Source organism: Campylobacter parajejuni, from assembly GCF_046764905.1.
Classification (GTDB): domain Bacteria; phylum Campylobacterota; class Campylobacteria; order Campylobacterales; family Campylobacteraceae; genus Campylobacter_D.
Genome location: NZ_JBKORB010000005.1, coordinates 46,871 through 64,053, shown reverse-complemented (window position 1 = coordinate 64,053; position 17,183 = coordinate 46,871). Strand labels below are relative to the sequence as shown.

General features: G+C 33.6%; 17 protein-coding genes. 11 read left to right on the top strand and 6 right to left on the bottom strand.

The window, feature by feature from the left end; translation table 11 throughout:
* Positions 1–93: 93 nt before the first annotated feature.
* The 4 genes from ACLL8X_RS06000 (at position 94) to hemJ (ending at position 3,448) form a co-directional block, all read left to right on the top strand.
* Entirely contained in the window at positions 94–1,119 is a 1,026-nt protein-coding gene (locus ACLL8X_RS06000; RefSeq protein WP_411990015.1) for a cytochrome-c peroxidase, read from the top strand.
* Positions 1,120–1,211: 92 nt separating this feature from the next.
* Positions 1,212–2,549, top strand: a complete 1,338-nt coding sequence (gene glmM, locus ACLL8X_RS05995) for a phosphoglucosamine mutase (RefSeq protein WP_411990014.1) — start codon at positions 1,212–1,214, stop codon at positions 2,547–2,549.
* The gene (gene lspA, locus ACLL8X_RS05990) at positions 2,542–3,012 is read left to right on the top strand and encodes a signal peptidase II (RefSeq protein ID WP_411990013.1); all 471 of its coding nucleotides are present in this window, start codon (positions 2,542–2,544) and stop codon (positions 3,010–3,012) included. The genes glmM and lspA overlap by 8 nt, the downstream gene beginning before the upstream one ends.
* The gene (gene hemJ / locus ACLL8X_RS05985; RefSeq protein WP_411990012.1) at positions 2,996–3,448 is read left to right on the top strand and encodes a protoporphyrinogen oxidase HemJ; all 453 of its coding nucleotides are present in this window, start codon (positions 2,996–2,998) and stop codon (positions 3,446–3,448) included. Before lspA ends, hemJ begins: the two co-directional genes overlap by 17 nt.
* Here hemJ and ACLL8X_RS05980 read toward each other — a convergent pair.
* Positions 3,445–4,791, bottom strand: a complete 1,347-nt coding sequence (locus tag ACLL8X_RS05980; protein ID WP_411990011.1) for a coproporphyrinogen III oxidase family protein — start codon at positions 4,789–4,791, stop codon at positions 3,445–3,447. The two genes, hemJ and ACLL8X_RS05980, sit on opposite strands and share 4 nt — an antisense overlap.
* Before the next feature lie 126 nt (positions 4,792–4,917).
* Between ACLL8X_RS05980 and cmeU the strand changes: the two genes are divergently transcribed.
* On the top strand, positions 4,918–5,169 hold the full coding sequence (cmeU, locus tag ACLL8X_RS05975) for a CmeU family protein (protein ID WP_411990010.1): 252 nt from the start codon (positions 4,918–4,920) through the stop codon (positions 5,167–5,169).
* A gap of 22 nt (positions 5,170–5,191) precedes the next feature.
* Here cmeU and cmeC read toward each other — a convergent pair whose 3' ends face one another.
* The 5 genes from cmeC to ccoG all read right to left on the bottom strand — a co-directional run bounded on the left by cmeC (position 5,192) and on the right by ccoG (position 13,004).
* Positions 5,192–6,667, bottom strand: coding sequence for a multidrug efflux transporter outer membrane subunit CmeC (cmeC, locus tag ACLL8X_RS05970; protein WP_411990009.1), 1,476 nt, complete (start codon positions 6,665–6,667; stop codon positions 5,192–5,194).
* Complete coding sequence (gene cmeB / locus ACLL8X_RS05965; RefSeq protein WP_411990008.1) at positions 6,660–9,782, bottom strand: multidrug efflux RND transporter permease subunit CmeB; 3,123 nt, start codon at positions 9,780–9,782, stop codon at positions 6,660–6,662. Before cmeB ends, cmeC begins: the two co-directional genes overlap by 8 nt.
* Positions 9,782–10,885: an efflux RND transporter periplasmic adaptor subunit gene (locus tag ACLL8X_RS05960; RefSeq protein WP_411990007.1), complete on the bottom strand. Its 1,104-nt coding sequence runs from the start codon at positions 10,883–10,885 to the stop codon at positions 9,782–9,784. The genes cmeB and ACLL8X_RS05960 overlap by 1 nt, the downstream gene beginning before the upstream one ends.
* 98 nt (positions 10,886–10,983) lie before the next feature.
* Positions 10,984–11,616 (bottom strand): TetR/AcrR family transcriptional regulator, encoded by a 633-nt coding sequence (locus ACLL8X_RS05955; RefSeq protein ID WP_411990006.1) that lies wholly within the window; start codon positions 11,614–11,616, stop codon positions 10,984–10,986.
* Positions 11,613–13,004, bottom strand: coding sequence for a cytochrome c oxidase accessory protein CcoG (gene ccoG, locus ACLL8X_RS05950; protein ID WP_411990005.1), 1,392 nt, complete (start codon positions 13,002–13,004; stop codon positions 11,613–11,615). The genes ACLL8X_RS05955 and ccoG overlap by 4 nt, the downstream gene beginning before the upstream one ends.
* A 150-nt stretch (positions 13,005–13,154) precedes the next feature.
* On the opposite strand from ccoG, the gene rpsU reads away from it, so the two are divergent.
* The 6 genes from rpsU to ACLL8X_RS05920 all read left to right on the top strand — a co-directional run bounded on the left by rpsU (position 13,155) and on the right by ACLL8X_RS05920 (position 17,163).
* Positions 13,155–13,367 (top strand): 30S ribosomal protein S21, encoded by a 213-nt coding sequence (gene rpsU / locus ACLL8X_RS05945; RefSeq protein ID WP_002780697.1) that lies wholly within the window; start codon positions 13,155–13,157, stop codon positions 13,365–13,367.
* Between the two features lie 115 nt (positions 13,368–13,482).
* Positions 13,483–14,085: a UPF0323 family lipoprotein gene (locus ACLL8X_RS05940; protein WP_411990004.1), complete on the top strand. Its 603-nt coding sequence runs from the start codon at positions 13,483–13,485 to the stop codon at positions 14,083–14,085.
* A 9-nt stretch (positions 14,086–14,094) separates the two neighbouring features.
* Positions 14,095–15,264 carry a glutathionylspermidine synthase family protein gene (locus tag ACLL8X_RS05935; RefSeq protein WP_411990003.1) on the top strand — a complete coding sequence of 390 codons (1,170 nt, stop codon included), beginning with the start codon at positions 14,095–14,097 and terminating at the stop codon, positions 15,262–15,264.
* 2 nt (positions 15,265–15,266) lie between these two features.
* The gene (locus ACLL8X_RS05930) at positions 15,267–16,202 is read left to right on the top strand and encodes a D-2-hydroxyacid dehydrogenase (RefSeq protein WP_411990002.1); all 936 of its coding nucleotides are present in this window, start codon (positions 15,267–15,269) and stop codon (positions 16,200–16,202) included.
* Positions 16,192–16,683 (top strand): YajQ family cyclic di-GMP-binding protein, encoded by a 492-nt coding sequence (locus ACLL8X_RS05925; RefSeq protein WP_411990001.1) that lies wholly within the window; start codon positions 16,192–16,194, stop codon positions 16,681–16,683. The genes ACLL8X_RS05930 and ACLL8X_RS05925 overlap by 11 nt, the downstream gene beginning before the upstream one ends.
* Before the next feature lie 93 nt (positions 16,684–16,776).
* A complete protein-coding gene (locus ACLL8X_RS05920) occupies positions 16,777–17,163 on the top strand; it encodes a hypothetical protein (RefSeq protein ID WP_411990115.1) in 387 nt (128 codons plus the stop codon).
* The last annotated feature ends 20 nt before the right edge of the window (positions 17,164–17,183 follow it).

Genomic DNA, 17,183 nt, shown 5'->3' with positions numbered 1-17,183 from the left:
TTAATTATTAATAGTAATTAATAATTTTTATTATTTTTTAAGTAAATAAATTATACTATTTATTTTAAATTTAATTTAAATAAGGAGTTGTTAATGAAAATAAAATTATTTTTTATTACATCTTTGGTTGCTTTTTCAAGTTTAAATGCTACGAATCTTATTGAAGAAGCTAGAAATTCAGGTCTTGTATCCTTGCCAAAAAATCAAAAGGGTGTTGATGAAATTTTAAAGCAAAATGGAATAAAGGCTAGTGAATTTACCCTTGAAAAAGCAGAGCTTGGTAAAAAACTTTATTTTGAGCCACGCCTTTCGAAAAGTGGGATTATTTCTTGTAATACCTGTCATAATGTAGGATTGGGTGGAACAGATGGAATTAGTGCTGCGGTGGGGCATAAATGGACGGCAAATCCCCATCATTTAAACTCACCAACAGTTTATAATGCAGTTTTAAATAATACTCAATTTTGGGATGGTCGTGCGGGAACTTTAGCTGACCAAGCTAAAGGACCTATCCAAGCGGAACCTGAAATGGCAACTCCTGCTAAACTTGCAGTAGAAAAAATCGCATCTTTACCTGAGTATGTTAGTGAATTTAGAAAAATCTATGGAAAAAGTGGAGTGAGTTTTGATAATATCGCTGATGCGATTGCAAATTTTGAAAGAACTTTAATCACTCCATCTCGTTTTGATAAATTCTTAGAAGGAGATGAGAAGGCTTTAACAAAAGAAGAACAAAAAGGCCTAAAACTTTTCATGGAAAAAGGCTGCACCGCTTGCCATAATGGCGTGAATTTAGGTGGCAATATGCAGGCATTTGAAGTTGCTGGTAAATATAAATTTGCAAATTTAGGTGATTTTAAAGGTGATGCAAACGGTATGGTAAAAACTCCGACTTTAAGAAATGTTGCTGAGACTGCTCCGTATTTTCACAATGGTGCCATTTGGAATTTACAAGATGCTATAAAAGAGATGGGTAGTGTTCAGCTTGGTATTAAAATTTCCAACAAGGAAGCAAAAAGCATTGAAACTTTCCTAAAATCTCTAACTGGAATAAAACCAGCAATTATCTATCCACAGCTTCCTATCTCCACAGAAAAAACTCCTAAGCCTGAGCTGTAAAGGCTAGACAAGCTTTATATTTTAGAGCTTGTTTAAATTTCTTTATCTTAGCTTTGTTATAATGGATACTAAATTTGTGAGAAAGGTTTGAAATGAAACTTTTTGGAACCGATGGTGTTCGTGGAAAAGCGGGTGAATTTTTAGATAGTTTTTTGGCTATGCGTTTGGCTATGGCTGCAGGGATTTATTTTAAAGATAAAAGTATTACGAATAATATCTTAGTGGGAAAAGATACGAGAAGAAGCGGCTATATGATAGAAAATGCCATAGTTTCAGGACTTACTTCTATAGGATATAATGTTATACAAATAGGTCCTATGCCAACTCCTGCGATTGCTTTTTTAACTGAAGATATGCGTTGTGATGCAGGGATTATGATATCGGCTTCACATAATCCTTATTATGACAATGGTATTAAATTTTTTGATGCTCATGGAAACAAACTTAGTGAAGATATTGAGAAAAAAATAGAAGAAATTTATTTTGATGATAAGCTTATACAAGCTTCTAGGGTGGATATGGAGAAAATCGGTCAAGCAAAAAGAATTGATGATGTCATAGGAAGATACATTGTTTCTATTAAAAATTCTTTTCCAAAAGACTTGACCTTAAAATCCTTGCGTGTGGTTTTAGATGTGGCTAACGGCGCAGCTTATAAGGTAGCACCCACTGTTTTTAAGGAGCTAGGAGCTGAAGTTATAGTGATGAGTGATAAGCCCAATGGACTTAATATTAATGAGAATTGCGGAGCTTTACATCCTGCAAATTTAGCTACTGAAGTGAAGCGTTTGCGTGCAGATGTGGGTTTTGCTTTTGATGGGGATGCCGATAGGCTAGTAGTGGTGGATGAAAGGGGCGAAGTAGCAAATGGCGATAGTTTGCTAGGAGTTTTAGCCCTTTATCTTAAAGAGCAAGGAAAGTTAAAATCCAGTGTTGTAGCTACTATAATGAGCAATGGTGCTTTAAAAGAGTTTTTAAATAAGCAAGGTATAGAACTTGATACTTGTAATGTGGGCGATAAATATGTGCTTGAGAAATTAAAATCAAGTGGCGGAAATTTCGGCGGAGAGCAAAGCGGTCATATTATTTTCAGTGATTATGCAAAAACTGGAGATGGTTTGATAGCGGCTTTGCAATTTTCTGCTTTAATACTTTCTAAGAAAAAATCTGCAAGTTTTATTTTGGGTCAAGTTAAACCTTATCCTCAGCTTTTAACCAATCTTAAAATTTCAGAAAAAAAAGATTTAAATAAAATTAAAGGTTTAAAAGAGCTAAAAAAAGATTTAGAAAGTAAAAATATCAATGCTTTATTTCGTTATTCTGGAACTGAAAATTTGATAAGACTTTTATTGGAAGCTAAAGATATTAAGCTTTTGGAAAAAGAAATGAAAAATGTTGTGGAGTTTTTTAAGAAAGCTTTAAATGGCTAAAACTTTTAAATTTATTTTTTATTTTTGGGGTGCTTTTGTTTTGGTTTTTGCCTTTGATCAATGGGTAAAATCCTTAACTTTAGCAGGACTTAGATGGCAGAGTGAATACTTAGACTTGACTTATGCCCTAAATACAGGTGTAGCTTTTTCGATGCTGAGTTTTTTAGAGCATAATTTAAAATATCTACATCTTGCTTTAATTGCCTTGCTTTTTATTTATCTTTTTTGGCAAAAATTGCTTTTAAAAACCTATAGTGTTGCTTTTGGTATGATGCTTGGTGCGGGTGTTTCAAATTTATTTGACCGCTTCATACATGGAGGCGTGGTGGATATGTTTTTTTGGCATAAATGGTTTAATTTTGCTATTTTTAATGTTGCAGATGTCATGATAAATATAAGTGTGGCTTTGATTTTAATGCAAGAAATATTTAAAAAAAGGAAAAAAGATGACAGAATGGATTAATGATTATTATTTTTGGATTAAATGGGTGCATTATTTAGCATTTGTTTCTTGGATGGCGGGACTTTTTTATTTGCCACGTCTTTTTGTATATCACGCAGAGCATAAAGATAATCAAGGTTTTGTGGATGTGGTAAAAATCCAAGAAAAAAAGCTTTATTTTTATATACAAAATCCTGCTATGATTGTTACTTTAATCACAGGGAGTTTAATGCTTCACGCCCATAAAGAAGTTTTGATGGTGGGTAGTGGGTTTATGCATGTTAAGCTTAGCTGTGTTACGCTTTTGCTTATCTATCATATTCATAATTATTATTGTTTAAAAGCTTTAGCAAATGATACTTCTACAAAAAGCGGAAAATATTTTAGAATTTATAATGAATTTCCCACTTTGATGTTTATCATCATTGCTTTAATGATGGTTATTCGACCCTTTTAATGGTTTTCCGCTTTAAATTCCATACTAGCGGAATTAAGCGGATTAACATTTTCTTTCATTATATTGATATAGTCCTTGTTTTTCAGGCGTTTATTGTCCCTGAAAACTGCACGCACAAGGTCCATACCTGTGTAAAAATCTTTCATTAAAACTACAAAAAGATATTGACCAAATTCGGTTGCGATTAAGGTATTTTTATTTTTTACAATAGCTCCACTCATCTTTAGGCCTAAAAGTTCTATGAAAAGTTCTTTTTCAAGATTGCAATTTAGAGTTTTGTTAAATTTATCAATTTCTATTTTTCCTGAAAAAATTTCAGTTAAAAAGACATATTTGATAATCTCTTTTTTATCAAAGCAAGCTTTGGCTATATTAGCATTTTGTTTTTCTTGTATCAATTTAGCATAATCATTAAGATTGAAAGCATTGATTAAAAGTTCTCCATCTAAAAAACTAAACGCCCCACTACCCACACCTAAATACTCGTGATGAGAGCTTACATATTCGTCATTGAGCTTGTTTTTTTCCAAAGAAAAGCTCCAGCCATTGTTTTGAGTATAGTCTTTAAAAAATTCACGTATAATTTGATAATAAGCAAATTCATTATCTTTGATACTTACACCTAGACTTTTAGCGATATTATCTTTGGTAAGATTTGATTTCATTAAGGGATAGGTTGTGATTTGTTGCGGGGCTAAATTTTTTGCAATCTCTAAGTCGCTTAAGAGTTGCTTTTCGCTTTGTCCGGGTAGGTTGAAAATCAAATCGATACTAAAAATAGGTAAAATTCCTAAAGCTTTTGAAATTTTTTCTTGAAGTTCTTTAGAAGAACCAAATTTATTATATCTTGCTACTTTTTTTAAAGTTTCATCATCAAAACTTTGAATTCCACAACTTAAACGATTGATAATACCTTTAAACATTGAAAGTTTTTTAGGGTCAATGTGGTTAGGGTCGCTTTCACACGAAATCTCTTGTATATTGAATAATTTTTTACAAAGTTCTAAGGTCTTTAACGATTCTTCTTCATTAATGAGAGTTGTGCCACCACCCACATACATGGAAGTAAAATCAAAACCTTTATCTTTCATGATTTTAATTTCTTCTCTAAGATTTTGAAAATAGGCTTTGGCTAAATTTTCATCATAATAATACTTATGAAAACTACAATAAGGACAAAAAGTATGACAAAAAGGCACGTGAGCGTAGAGCATATAGCTTTTATTTTGTTTTGGAATTTTAGTCTTCCCTTTTTTTAAAAGTTCGACATTAAAACCTTTTTGTAGGGATTTTTCCATCATGGTATGAGAGTATTTTAAAGCTAAATTTTGGAATAAATTCATAAGAGACCTAAATATTAAAATAACAAAATGCAACTTTAGCAATCTTTAGCTAAAACAAGGGTAAATTTTTCATTTCTTAACAAAAAAATGTTATAAGTTTAATCAACTTACAGGAAAGGAATAAAAATGGACAAAACAAAAGTCGCACAAAATCTCAATGCTTTATTTAAGCAAAGGGCTGAATTCTACTCTTATTTTGATAAAAATATTTCTAAAATCGCAAATACTGAAGTATTTGATTTTAAGAATGCTAAAAATTTAAATCCAGAAGAGGTGTATAAACAATTTTATCATTTTGATTATGCTATAAGAAAGCTTTTACCAGCTCTTTATAAGGCTTATGAAATCACGGATGCGGATTTAGATAAAGATTTTTAAAGCATTAGAGAATAGCACTTTGCTATTCTCTAAAAGATAGGTCTAAATTTTTTGCTTCTTCTTTTATATTTTTACTGATATTTTCACTTTGCCTAAATCCACCCCCAAAGGCTTTGATGACATTCACTATGGAATTAGCATAAGAATACTTAGTATTATTGAAAGCAACTGCAGCATTAAGCCAATTTTGTCTTGCTTCTAAATAATCTTGCAAAGACATTTCTCCTATATCATAGCGTTCTTTGGCAATTTCATAAATTCTTTTGTAAGCTTGTTCGCTTTCTTGTGCATTAGCGTATTGCAAACGAATGGTTTTTCTAGCTATTAGGGCATAGCGAATTTCTCCAAAGGCTGTGATTAGGGTATTTTGATAATTCACAAAGGCTTCATCCTTATTCAGTTTGGCTAAATTTACATTTTGATAAATTTCTCCCCAGTGAAAAATAGGTAAGGTAAAATTCCCACCTACGCTCCAAGTTTTAGAACCATCTCTAACTAAGGTATCCAAATCCCCGCTTTCAAATCCCAATAATCCTGTTAGAGAAAGACTAGGTAAGAAAGCCGTTCTGGCTACTCCAACGAGATAATTTTTCGCGCTAAGTTTTTCTAAAGAAGAGCCAATATCAGGTCTTTGAAGTAGAATTTCGCTTGAGATTCCTGTGGGTATAGTGAATTCTTTAAGCTTAAAAACTTGATAGGCTTGATTTTTGTAAAGTATGTCATTTAAATCATTTGAAGTTAAAATTTTTAAAGCTTTAAGATAATTTTCTTTATTTAATTTTGCTTCGTTATATTGCAAAGCTATGCTTTCTAAATTAGCTCTTGCATTGGCAAGCTCATACTCACCTACGGCACCAATTTGAAATTTCTCATCATTAATCCTATAAATTTCCTTTGCAGCTTCATAAGCTTCTTTAAGAGCATTTTCATTTTCAAAGGCATTTACAAGATTAAAATAGCTTTGAACCACGCTTGAAATGACAGATAATCTTGCCGCTTCATAATCATATTCACTTGCTTTAAAGCTTGATTTTGATGCGCGATAGGTGTCGCGGTATTTGCCCCATAAATCAAGCTCATAGCTTAAATTTAAGCCCATTTTAAAATCATTGCCATAACTTGTCCCGCCCCTACTGCTTGGAGCATTAGCTGATGTTTTAGCTCTAGTGCCACTTGCACTACCATCTAGTGTGGGTAATAAATCACTAAAACTAATGCCAAGCTGGGCAGCGGCTTGTTCCATATGGATGTAGGCAAGTTTTAAATCGCTATTATTTTTAAGGGCTAAATCCACAACTTTGTTTAAATTTTCATCTTCAAATTCTTTCCACCAAGTTTTTGAAAGAGTGGTGTTGCTTTCTTTTTCCCAAGCTAAGATGCCTAATCTATTGTCGGTGCTGTAATTTGCCTCGGGTATATTTAAATTAGGGCTTAATGAGCAAGCACAAAATACAAGAGTGAAACTTGTTACTAGACTAATTGAAATGATTTTATTCATGAACTTTACTCCTTTTTTTGTCAAGCCATTCATTGAAATTTTCTAAAAGATAGAAAAATAAAGGCACAAAGAAAATAGCCAAAGTCGAAGCGGCTATCATTCCACCTACAAGCCCTGTTCCTAGTGAGTGTCTTGAAGCACTTCCTGCTCCTGTTGCAAAAAGCATAGGCAAGATTCCAAAGGTAAAAGCTAGAGAAGTCATAACTATAGGGCGGAAGCGAAGTTTTGCCGCTGCAAGAGCAGAATCAAAAATGCTTTTACCCTTTTTAAGTCGCTCTTCCATAGCAAATTCCACAATCAAAATAGCGTTTTTGGCTGAAAGTCCTATGAGAAGCAAAAGTCCCGTTTGAAAATACACATCATTGCTAAAATCCCTAAAATACACAAATAAAAAGGAACCAAAGGCAGCAAAAGGCACAGCCGTGATAACCGCTAGTGGCATAAACCACCTTTCATACTGAGCGGCTAAAATTAAAAACACAAAAATAACGCCTAAGGCAAAGGAAAAAGCTGCTGTTCCTTTGCTAGAAACTTCCTGATAAGCTGTTCCACTCCAAGCTATGGAATATTCATCTCCTAAAACTTCTTTTGCTACTTGAGCTATGGCGTCTATGGCTTGACCTGAAGTGTAACCTTGTGCAGGTTGTCCTTGAATTTGTGCTGCTGGGAAGAGATTAAAACGTTTAACATCGTCAGGTCCTGAACTTCTTTGCAGGGTTAAAAAGGAATCAAGTGCTACCATTTTGCCATCATTTGAACGCACGAAAATATTTTTTAAGGCATCTTGAGTATTTCTAAAATCACCCTTAGCACGGATATTAACTTGAAAATTCTTTCCTAGCATAGAGAAATCATTCACATAATAAGTCCCTATGGTTGCATTCATAGTATTAAAAACATCTTGCATATTGAGATTAAAATGCTTAAGTTTATCCCTATCTATGATGAGTTTATATTGTGGGAAGCTTGTATCTAAGGTTGTTCTTACTCCGCTTAATTCTTTTCTTTGATTAGCGGCTATTATGAGTTTATTTACATCTTCTTGGATGGCGTCATAGCTTTTACCACTTTTATTTTGTACATACATTTCAAAGCCCCCTGTGATGCTAAGTCCGGGTATAGGGGGTAAGCCTAGGAAAAAGCTTGAAGCGTTTTGGTCAAAGGCGAATTTTTTTGAGAGTTCAGCTATGATTTGATTAACGCTTACATTTCTATCTTTCCAATCTTCAAGTCCTATGAACATTGCCCCTGCATTTTCTTTTAAGGAGCTAGTGAATAAATCAAAGCCTATCATTGCCATTGTATCTTTTACGCCGTTTGTATTTTGGACTACTTCGCTAATGTGGTCAATTTCTGTCATTGTTCTATGAAGGGCTGAAGCAGAAGGAAGATTGACTATGCTTATCATAAGTCCTTGGTCTTCTTCAGGCACTAAAGAGCTTGGCACGGCTTTATAAAGCATAAAAATTCCACCCAGCATAATGCAAAAAACAAGCACGAAGCGAATAGTCCTTTTAAGCATATAAGCCACGCCCGCACTAAAAACTGAAGTGCTCCAATCAAAAAAGTCATTGAATTTTTTTACAAATTTAAAAGGCTCACCCTCATTACGTCTTAAAAACAAAGCACACAAAGAAGGCGTTAGAGTTAGAGCTACAAAACCTGAAATGCTTACTGAAATGGCTAGGGTTAGGGCAAATTGCTTTTGAATTTCGCCCATAAAACCTGAGATAAAAGATACAGGTATAAAGACAGCACAAAGCACTAATACTATGGAAATCACGGGCGAACTTACTTCATCCATAGCCTTAATGGCAGCGTCTTTAACACTGATTTTTTCATCTTCGTGCAAAATTCTATCTATATTTTCTACCACTATAATGGCATCATCTACCACTATACCTATGGCTAAAACAAGGGCAAAAAGCGTGAGTAGGTTGATACTAAAGCCCAAAACATAAAGCCCTGCAAAGGTCCCTAGTAAGGATACAGGCACGGCTATCATAGGGATAAGAGTAGAGCGGAAATTCTTAAGAAATAAATACATTACAATAATAACTAAAATCAGAGCTTCGATGAAGGTTTTAATTACTTCTTTAATGGATTCTATAACAAATTTTGTTGTATCATAAGGAATTTTATATTCTAAGCCTTGTGGGAAATTTTTAGCAAGTTCCCCCATTTTTTTGCTTACAAGCTCTGCTGTATTGATAGCATTGGCTCCAGATTGGAGATTAATCATAATAGGCACAGCGTCATTGCCATTTAATCTACCTTGTGAATTGTATTGTTGCGAACCAATTTCTACATCAGCTACATCTTTAAGTCTTAAAAAAGAACCATCATTATTGCTTCTTAAGATAATATTTTCAAATTCCTGTGGGTTTTGCAATCTTCCTTGCATAGTGATGGAATACACATAGGGCGATTTTTGTGTTAAAGGTTCTTCGCCGATTTTGCCTGTGGCGTATTGGGAATTTTGCTCATTTACAGCTGAGATAACATCTGTGGCTGTTACACCAAATTTATTAAGTAAGTCTGGATTGAGCCAAATTCTTAAAGAATAATTACGATTGCCAATAGCAAAGGCATCACCTACACCCGGAACCCTTTTTAATTCATCGACTATATTAAGGGTAATGTAATTATAAATATCCACAGCACTCATAGAACCATCAGTTGAATACATCGAAATTGCTGCAAGTGTGGTTGAAGAAGTTTTTCTAACCGTTACCCCAAGTTTTTTAACCGCATCGGGCATTTTTGCTGTGGCGGCTGAAATTCTATTATTGACATCAATAGTAGCTTGGTCAGGGTCTGTGCCGATATTAAAATATACGGTTAAACTCATAGTTCCTGAAGAACTCGAAGTAGAGTCCATATATATCATATTATCCGCACCATTGATTGCATCTTCAATAGGACTTGCGACGGTTGAAGCGATGGTTTGAGCGTCTGCTCCCGTGTAGGTCGCACTCACTTTAACCGTTGGCGGGGTCAAAGAAGGATACTGCTCTACGGGTAAATTTACAAGCCCAATAGTTCCAGTTAAGGATATAATAATAGCAACAACGCAGGCAAACACAGGTCTTTCTATAAAAAATTTAGAAAACATTATTTAGCTCCAGCTTCTATAACTTCGCTACCAACGCGAATTTTCTTAAAATTATCCAAAATGACTTTATCGCCGTTTTGTAATCCTTTGTCAATAATGGCATATTCATTGTTTTGATAGCTAATATGCACAGAAGCCTTTGCGACCTTACCCTCTTTTAAAAGTAAAACATACACATCGTTTTGGTCTTGCTTAATAGCAATTTGTGGAATTTTAAAGCCATTTTTTTGTATGAAGCCCTGCGAAGTGATATTCGCAAAAGCTCCGGGTAAAAGAGTGGAGTTGTTGTTGTCAAAGACAGCTTTAGCTTTAACGCTACCACTATTAGCATCAATAACAGAGTCTATAAAATAGAGCTTTCCTTTAACTATTTCTCCGTTAAGATTTAAACTCGCTTCAATATTAGCTAAATCCCATTTTCCACTTTGAGTATTGCGAACTAGGTTAAGCTTATCGGTGTCTGAAATGAAAAAATCAGCATAAATGGGATTAAGATTAGTAAGTCTTACAAGTTCGGTTGAAGAAGCACTGACATAATCACCCACGTTAATCAAAGCATCGCCTAGTGTGCCATTAAAAGGAGCTTTAATCTCTGTATGTTCTAAATCAATTCTTGCATTTGCAAGTGTGGCTCTTGCACTGGTTAAATTGGCTTTAGAACTATTAAATGTAGCAAGAGCGGAGTCGTATTCTTTCTGAGAAATAGCCTTTTTATCAAAGAGAGTTTGTGAGCGGTTAAAATCCTTAGCGGCATTATCAAAAGTCGCCCTAGCCATTAAAGCCTGTCCATAAGCTGAATCCACGCTAGCTTTAAATTTATTCTGTTCTATGATAAAAAGCGTTTGCCCTTGTTTTACCCTATCGCCTGCGTTAAAGAGTTTTTTAACTATCACGCCACTGACTTGAGGCTTTAAAATCACATCATAATCACTAACCAATTTTGCTGGGTAAGTAAAACTTAAAGGCAAATCTTCAGCCTTAACGCTTAAAACGCTAACAGGCTGGGGCGGGGTTTGCATTTTAGGTGCTTCTTCTTTACTACAAGCAGTAAATAAAAGCACAACGCTTAATATTAAAAGAGTATTTTTTTTAAATAAATTCATCTTTTTTACCTTTTTTAAATATAAGTTTTAGATGTTGTAATTTTTATTACAAAATTTTTTATGAATTGAGATTATATCTCAAATTTGGTTAATAAGATTTATTTTTGGTGCTTAATTCCATTTAAAAAAATTTCGATGATAAAATCAAGATGTTGTTTTTGCTCTTGCTGGGTCATTAAAGGAGTTTTGGCAAGGATATTAAGATTGTGATGAGGTTCTTTTAGCATAGTGCAAAAAAGAACGGCTAGTTTTTTGGCATTGTTAGCTAGATAGGAATTTTTTTGGGTTTGAAAATACTGAGTTAGTATATTGTGTGCGAAATTTTCTTGATTATCACTTAGCCAATTGACAAGGTGCTTATCCTTGCTATAAACTTGAGAATATATGACCTTACCAAAGGCTACGGCTTCGGGTTGATTAAAAATTTCTAAAAAACTCATTCCAAAAGAATGCAAAACATCTTTTAAGTCTTTTTTATCCTTTACTTGATGAATTTTAGAAGAAATGAGATGAAAATGCTCTTTAACAATATCGTTTAAAATTTCAAAAAACAAACCTTCCTTGCTTTTAAAACTCTCATAAATATTAGAATAAGAACCCCCTGAAAGTTTGATAATATCGCTAAGACTCGTTTCTTGATAGCCCTTGTTGGAAAAAAGCTCATAAGCAACGGCTTTGATTTTTTCTGCCCTTGCTAAAACCTTTTTAGATGGCTGTTTGCCCAAATTCATTTTTCTTCTCCTATTTTTTTCTCTTCAATAGTGTTCTTAGGATATACAAATATGCTTTTTCTATCCACTGAAATTTTTTCATCATCCTTAGCAAAAGCTCTTATGTGAAGTGGAAAAATGGTGTCTTTTTGACTTTCTTTTTGACTATCTTTGGCCAAGCTTTTTGTGGCTTTGATGACGACTATTTTTTTAACTTGTTCTCCTGCCTTTAGGGTGAAAGGCTTAGTAGGTCTAATTATCTCAATCCCATCATTTCTTCCTTCTAAATTTGCTTTAAAATAATACTCATGGGCTTTAGTATCTGTGTTTTGAAATAAAAAAGTATAAGCATTGGTGATGACTAATTCGCCTTTAAGCTTTGTAATGCTGTATAACTCACTGCTACGATTGATATTTAAAAGCATACTTTCTTTTTTATTTCCCATAATGATTAAGGCTATTAACGCGATTAAAAGCACTACGAAATAGGCTATGGTTCTAAATCTTAAATAATGAACTTTAGAGCGTGTCTGCATAGCTTTGGTGCTTGTCCAATTAATCAAACTAGCTCTGTTAAACTTAGCTTGCACTTTTGAACAAGCATCCGCACACTCAAGGCAGTTAATGCACTCAAGTTGCATACCCTTGCGTATGTCAATATGAGTTGGGCAAATACTAACACAGGCTTCACAGCCTATACATTCGCCTTGAGGTGGTTTTTTGTAAAGTTTAGTATGCCCTTCATAAATCAAGCCTCCTCGCTTTTCATCATAAATCACTTGCATAGTGTCATTATCAAACATTACAGATTGTATCCTTGCATAAGGACAAACATAAATGCAGAAATTCTCAGCCAAATAACACACATCAAAGATTAAAAACAAGCTTACGCAGAGCAAAATTCCCATCAAAAGCAAATGCTCATTAGGGTTTTGAATATAGCCAAAAAAATCTTCAGGCGGCACAAAATACCATAAAAAATTACTAGCAGCTGCTAGGGCTACAAGAGAAAAAAGCACTAAGGCTAGGGTTTTTTTGAAAAGCTGTCCTTCGTATTTTTTTTGCTTATTATTGATATTTTTGCGAATTTTAAGAATTTTGGTTTGGATTAAATCCCTATAAATCACTCTAAAAATAGTTTGGGGACAACTCCAAGCACACCAAATTCTACCCCCTAAAGTGGTAATGAAAAAGATAAATAAAAAAAGCAATATAAGAACAAAAGGTAAAAGATAAAATTCCTGAGTGGAAAAAGAAATGAAAAATAAATTGAGTTTAGAGTGGTCAAAGCTTAGGAGAAAAAAATGATTATCGTTAATTCTTATAAAGGGCAGAACAAAGATAACAATGCTTGCAATTAAATACACAAAATAGCGTTTTTTTGTATAAGTTGTAATGTGTCCTTGCATTTTTAATCCTTGAATTTTTTAGTTTTTAGCCAAAGATTATAGCCGAATAAAACTAAAATTAAGTTTTAAATATTCTAAGTTAGAATTAATAAGAAGTGTTTTATAATCTCGCTTCCACAAACAAATTTACACAGAAAGGTGGTGAGGGCTGTGCCGGGAATTAAGGTGCATCCTAATGAGTCTTTTGACGAGGCGTATCGCAAATTCAAAAAACAAGTAGATAGAAATCTAGTTGTAACTGAAGTAAGAGCAAGAAGATTTTTCGAGCCTATGACTGAAATTCGCAAAAAACAAAAAATTTCAGCACGCAAAAAAATGCTTAAAAGACTTTATATGCTTAGACGCTACGAATCAAGACTCTAAGCCAAAAGCCCGAAAGGGCTTTTTTTATATCTACAAACTCCATTTGGTATTAAAAAGTATTTATTATTTTTCGTTAGAATTTCTAATTTAAATTTTCTGTTTTTAGGATAAGCTTATGAAAAAAATCAAAAAAATCGTTCAAATCGGTATGATAAGTGGTTTAGCAGCTGTTGCGGGGGGTGCTTTAACAGCTTGTGGAAGTAATAATGATAACGCAGATACTTTAAATCAAGCAGCCAATGCTCAAGGAGCCTTTGTCATCATAGAAGAGACAGCACCCGGACAATACAAAATTAAAGAGCAATTTCCTAGTGCTGAAACGAGAGTGGTTTTGCAACAACTTGATGGCACAGAAAGGGTTTTATCCAAAGAAGAAATGGATGCCTTAATCCAGCAAGAAGCGGCTAAAATTGACAATGGAACTTCAAATTTAACCAAAGATGGCGGACAGATAAGCAGTGGGGGTCTAAGTCTTGGCGAAACCTTGCTTGCTAGTGCTGCGGGTGCGATTTTGGGTAGTTGGATAGGTTCAAAGCTTTTTAATAATCAAAATTTTGCCAATCAGCAACGCGGTGCTTTTTCTAATCAAAGTGCTTACCAAAGAAGTGTCAATAGTTTTAATAAAGCAGGGGGAGCTACTGCTAGTAGTGGGGCTAAGTCAGGCTTTTTTGGTGGAGGTTCTAAGGCAACAAGTTCGAATTCTAATTTTGGCTCTTAAGGATAACTAATGCAAATTTTACAAGTTAATAAACTTCAAAAAGATTATTTAGAAAATATAGGTTTTTCGTGGCATACGGATGAAGATGGGAGTGATTATATTAGCGATAAATTAGTTTGTGTGAAGGAAAGCGAAGCCAATGCGTATTATGAAGCGGTCAATGAGCTTTATGATATGTTTATAGCGGCTGCACAAAATGTTATTGACAATGAACGCTTTGACGAGCTTGGAATTCCTTTTAATCTTATTGATGCGATTAAGATGAGCTGGGAAAATGAGGTGCATTGGCATTTGTATGGGCGTTTTGATTTGGCAGGGGGGCTTGATGGTAATCCTATAAAGCTTATAGAATTTAATGCCGATACCCCAACGGCTCTTTTTGAAAGTGCGATTTTGCAATGGGCGATTTTAAAGCAAAATGGAATGGACGAAAGCGCACAATTTAACAGCATTTATGAAAGTTTAATGGATAATTTTAAAAGACTTATCACTCTTGATGAAAGCGTTGAAGACTTCGAAAAGCGTTATCAGGGGTGGAAAATTTTATTTTCTAGCGTAGCAGGAAGTAAAGAAGAAGAAATTACTACAAAATTACTTTCTCATATCGCTAATGAAGCAGGTTTTCAAACAAATTTTGCCTATGTAGATGAGGTGGAATTTAGTGATGAAGGTATTTTTAAAGAGGGTGAAAATTATGAGTATTGGTTCAAGCTTGTTCCTTGGGAGGATATAGCCATAGAAGAGGGCGAACTGGCTATGCTTTTAACGCAAATTATGCGTAATCAAAGGGCTATTATTTTAAATCCAGCTTATACACTTTTATTTCAATCTAAAGGAATTTTAAAAATTTTATGGGAACTTTTCCCAAATCATCCTTTACTTTTAGAAACAAAAGACACGCCTTTAGAAGGAAAAACTTATGTAAAAAAACCTGTTTTTGGTAGGGAAGGGGCAAATATCAGTATAATCAAAGATGGAAAAACTTTACATGAAAATGTAGGTCCTTATGGAAATAACAAAGCCATCTATCAAGAATATGTAGAGTTTAATTCCTATGAAAATGAGTATTATCAAGCGGGTGTTTTCTTTGCCTATGAAGGATGCGGTTTGGGTTTTAGAAAAGGCTCTCTTGTGCTTGATAATTATTCTAAATTTGTAGGACATATCATAAAGGATTAAAAATGAAAATCGTTTGTTTGGATGCGGCAACTTTAGGGGATTATGATTTAAGTGTTTTTGAGCAATTAGGTTCTTTGCAAATTTATACTACAACAGATAAAGAACAAGTCATAGAGCGTTTAAAAGATGCCGATGTAGCTATGATAAATAAGGTTATAATCGATAAAGATGTGATGGATGCTTGTAGGAATTTAAAGCTCATTTTAGAAACAGCTACGGGAGTAAATAATATCGACCTTGCTTACGCTAAAGAAAAGGGTATCATTGTAAAAAACGCAGTAGGATACTCTACTATGAGTGTTGTCCAACATACTTTTGCCTTGCTTTTTGCTTTTTTAAATCAAATTGTTTATTATGATAAGTGGAGCAAGGAAGGAAAATGGTGTGATAGTCCTATTTTTGCAGATTTTAGTAGGGTTTTAAATACTTTAAGTGGTAAAAAACACGGCATTATAGGTTTAGGAACCATAGGCAAGGAAGTGGCAAGAATTTCAAAGAGCTTTGGGGCTGAAATTTATTATTATTCTACAAGCGGGGCTAATAAAAATGCAGATTTTATACACTTAGAATTAGAAGATTTATTAAAAACTTGCGATATTATCAGCATTCACGCACCTTTAAATGAAAAAACTAAAGATTTGCTGACTTTTGAAGAATTAAAACTTTTAAAAGCTAATGCGATTTTGATAAATGTAGGAAGAGGTGGGATTATTAATGAAAATGATTTGGCTAAAATCATAGATGAAAAAAACATTCGTGTGGGGCTTGATGTTTTAGAATTTGAACCTATGGTAAAAAATCATCCGCTTTTAAGCATTAAAAACAAAGAAAATCTTATTATCACTCCTCATATTGCGTGGGCAAGTAAGGAAGCTTTAAATGCTTTGATGGATATGGTTTATGATAATTTAAAAGAATGGATAGAAAATGGCAAGTGAGCATAGTTTTGATATTTCAGCAGCCTTAGACAAGCAAGAGCTGAAAAATGCCTTTGGGCAAGCAAAAAAAGAACTCGATAGTCGCTATGATTTAAAGGGAATTAAGTGTGAGATTGATTTAAGTGAAAAAGATAGTATTTTTAAGCTCAGTTCTTCAAGTGAAGGAAAACTCGATGTTTTAAAGGATATAGTGATTTCTAAGCTGATTAAAAGAGGGATTAATCCTAATGCTATTAAGGAGCTTTCTCGTGAAAGCGGAGCGATGTTTCGTTTAAATTTAAAGGCAAATGATGTTATAGATAGTGAAAATGCTAAAAAAATCAATAAAGCCATTAAGGATAGTAAGCTCAAAGTCAATTCCACTATACGCGGGGAAGAAATTCGTGTGAGCGCAAAACAAATTGATGATTTGCAAGCGGTTATGAGTTTGGTTAAAGAGTTGAATTTGGAATTAAATCTAAGTTTTAAAAATCTTAAATAAGGTTTAATTTTGAAATATTATTTTGCTTTTGCTTTAGCTTTTTTTCTTTGTGCTTGCAGTGTGAAAAATCAAAATTTTTCAAGCCAAAGCTTGATGATTTTGATAGCTTCTCCTATGATAAAAATCAATGATGCGGCTTTTTTAAAAAAAGAAAACAATGCTTTAAATTTAGAAGTTTATAAGCTAGGACAAGCTTTTTTTGAGCTTAAAATCAAAGATAAAATTTGCATTAATGCTGTATGTTATGATAAAAAAGTGTTTAATCAAAAATTTTTTAAAAACGAATATTATGAAGATATTCTAAGTGATATTTTAAATGCTAAGGCTTTGTGGCAGGGTAAAAATTTACAAAGCACAAGTTGTGGTTTTAAGCAAGATTTAAAAGCAAAAAATTATGCAATTTTTTATCAAGTTTGCGATGATAAAATAAGTTTTTTTGATAGAATTTCGCGTATAAAGATTGATTTAGTGCGTATGTAAGATTAAAACTTTTTTGCTGT

Coding starts and splice junctions, on each gene's coding strand:
- lspA (WP_411990013.1), top strand. CDS start 2,542: ATGGCTAAAACTTTTAAATTTATTTTTTATTTTTGGGGTGCTTTTGTT.
- glmM (WP_411990014.1), top strand. CDS start 1,212: ATGAAACTTTTTGGAACCGATGGTGTTCGTGGAAAAGCGGGTGAATTT.
- ACLL8X_RS05920 (WP_411990115.1), top strand. CDS start 16,777: ATGATTTTGATAGCTTCTCCTATGATAAAAATCAATGATGCGGCTTTT.
- ACLL8X_RS05930 (WP_411990002.1), top strand. CDS start 15,267: ATGAAAATCGTTTGTTTGGATGCGGCAACTTTAGGGGATTATGATTTA.
- ACLL8X_RS05940 (WP_411990004.1), top strand. CDS start 13,483: ATGAAAAAAATCAAAAAAATCGTTCAAATCGGTATGATAAGTGGTTTA.
- hemJ (WP_411990012.1), top strand. CDS start 2,996: ATGACAGAATGGATTAATGATTATTATTTTTGGATTAAATGGGTGCAT.
- ccoG (WP_411990005.1), bottom strand. CDS start 13,004: ATGCAAGGACACATTACAACTTATACAAAAAAACGCTATTTTGTGTAT.
- ACLL8X_RS05925 (WP_411990001.1), top strand. CDS start 16,192: ATGGCAAGTGAGCATAGTTTTGATATTTCAGCAGCCTTAGACAAGCAA.
- ACLL8X_RS05935 (WP_411990003.1), top strand. CDS start 14,095: ATGCAAATTTTACAAGTTAATAAACTTCAAAAAGATTATTTAGAAAAT.
- cmeB (WP_411990008.1), bottom strand. CDS start 9,782: ATGTTTTCTAAATTTTTTATAGAAAGACCTGTGTTTGCCTGCGTTGTT.
- ACLL8X_RS05980 (WP_411990011.1), bottom strand. CDS start 4,791: ATGAATTTATTCCAAAATTTAGCTTTAAAATACTCTCATACCATGATG.
- cmeU (WP_411990010.1), top strand. CDS start 4,918: ATGGACAAAACAAAAGTCGCACAAAATCTCAATGCTTTATTTAAGCAA.
- ACLL8X_RS05955 (WP_411990006.1), bottom strand. CDS start 11,616: ATGAATTTGGGCAAACAGCCATCTAAAAAGGTTTTAGCAAGGGCAGAA.
- ACLL8X_RS06000 (WP_411990015.1), top strand. CDS start 94: ATGAAAATAAAATTATTTTTTATTACATCTTTGGTTGCTTTTTCAAGT.
- ACLL8X_RS05960 (WP_411990007.1), bottom strand. CDS start 10,885: ATGAATTTATTTAAAAAAAATACTCTTTTAATATTAAGCGTTGTGCTT.
- cmeC (WP_411990009.1), bottom strand. CDS start 6,667: ATGAATAAAATCATTTCAATTAGTCTAGTAACAAGTTTCACTCTTGTA.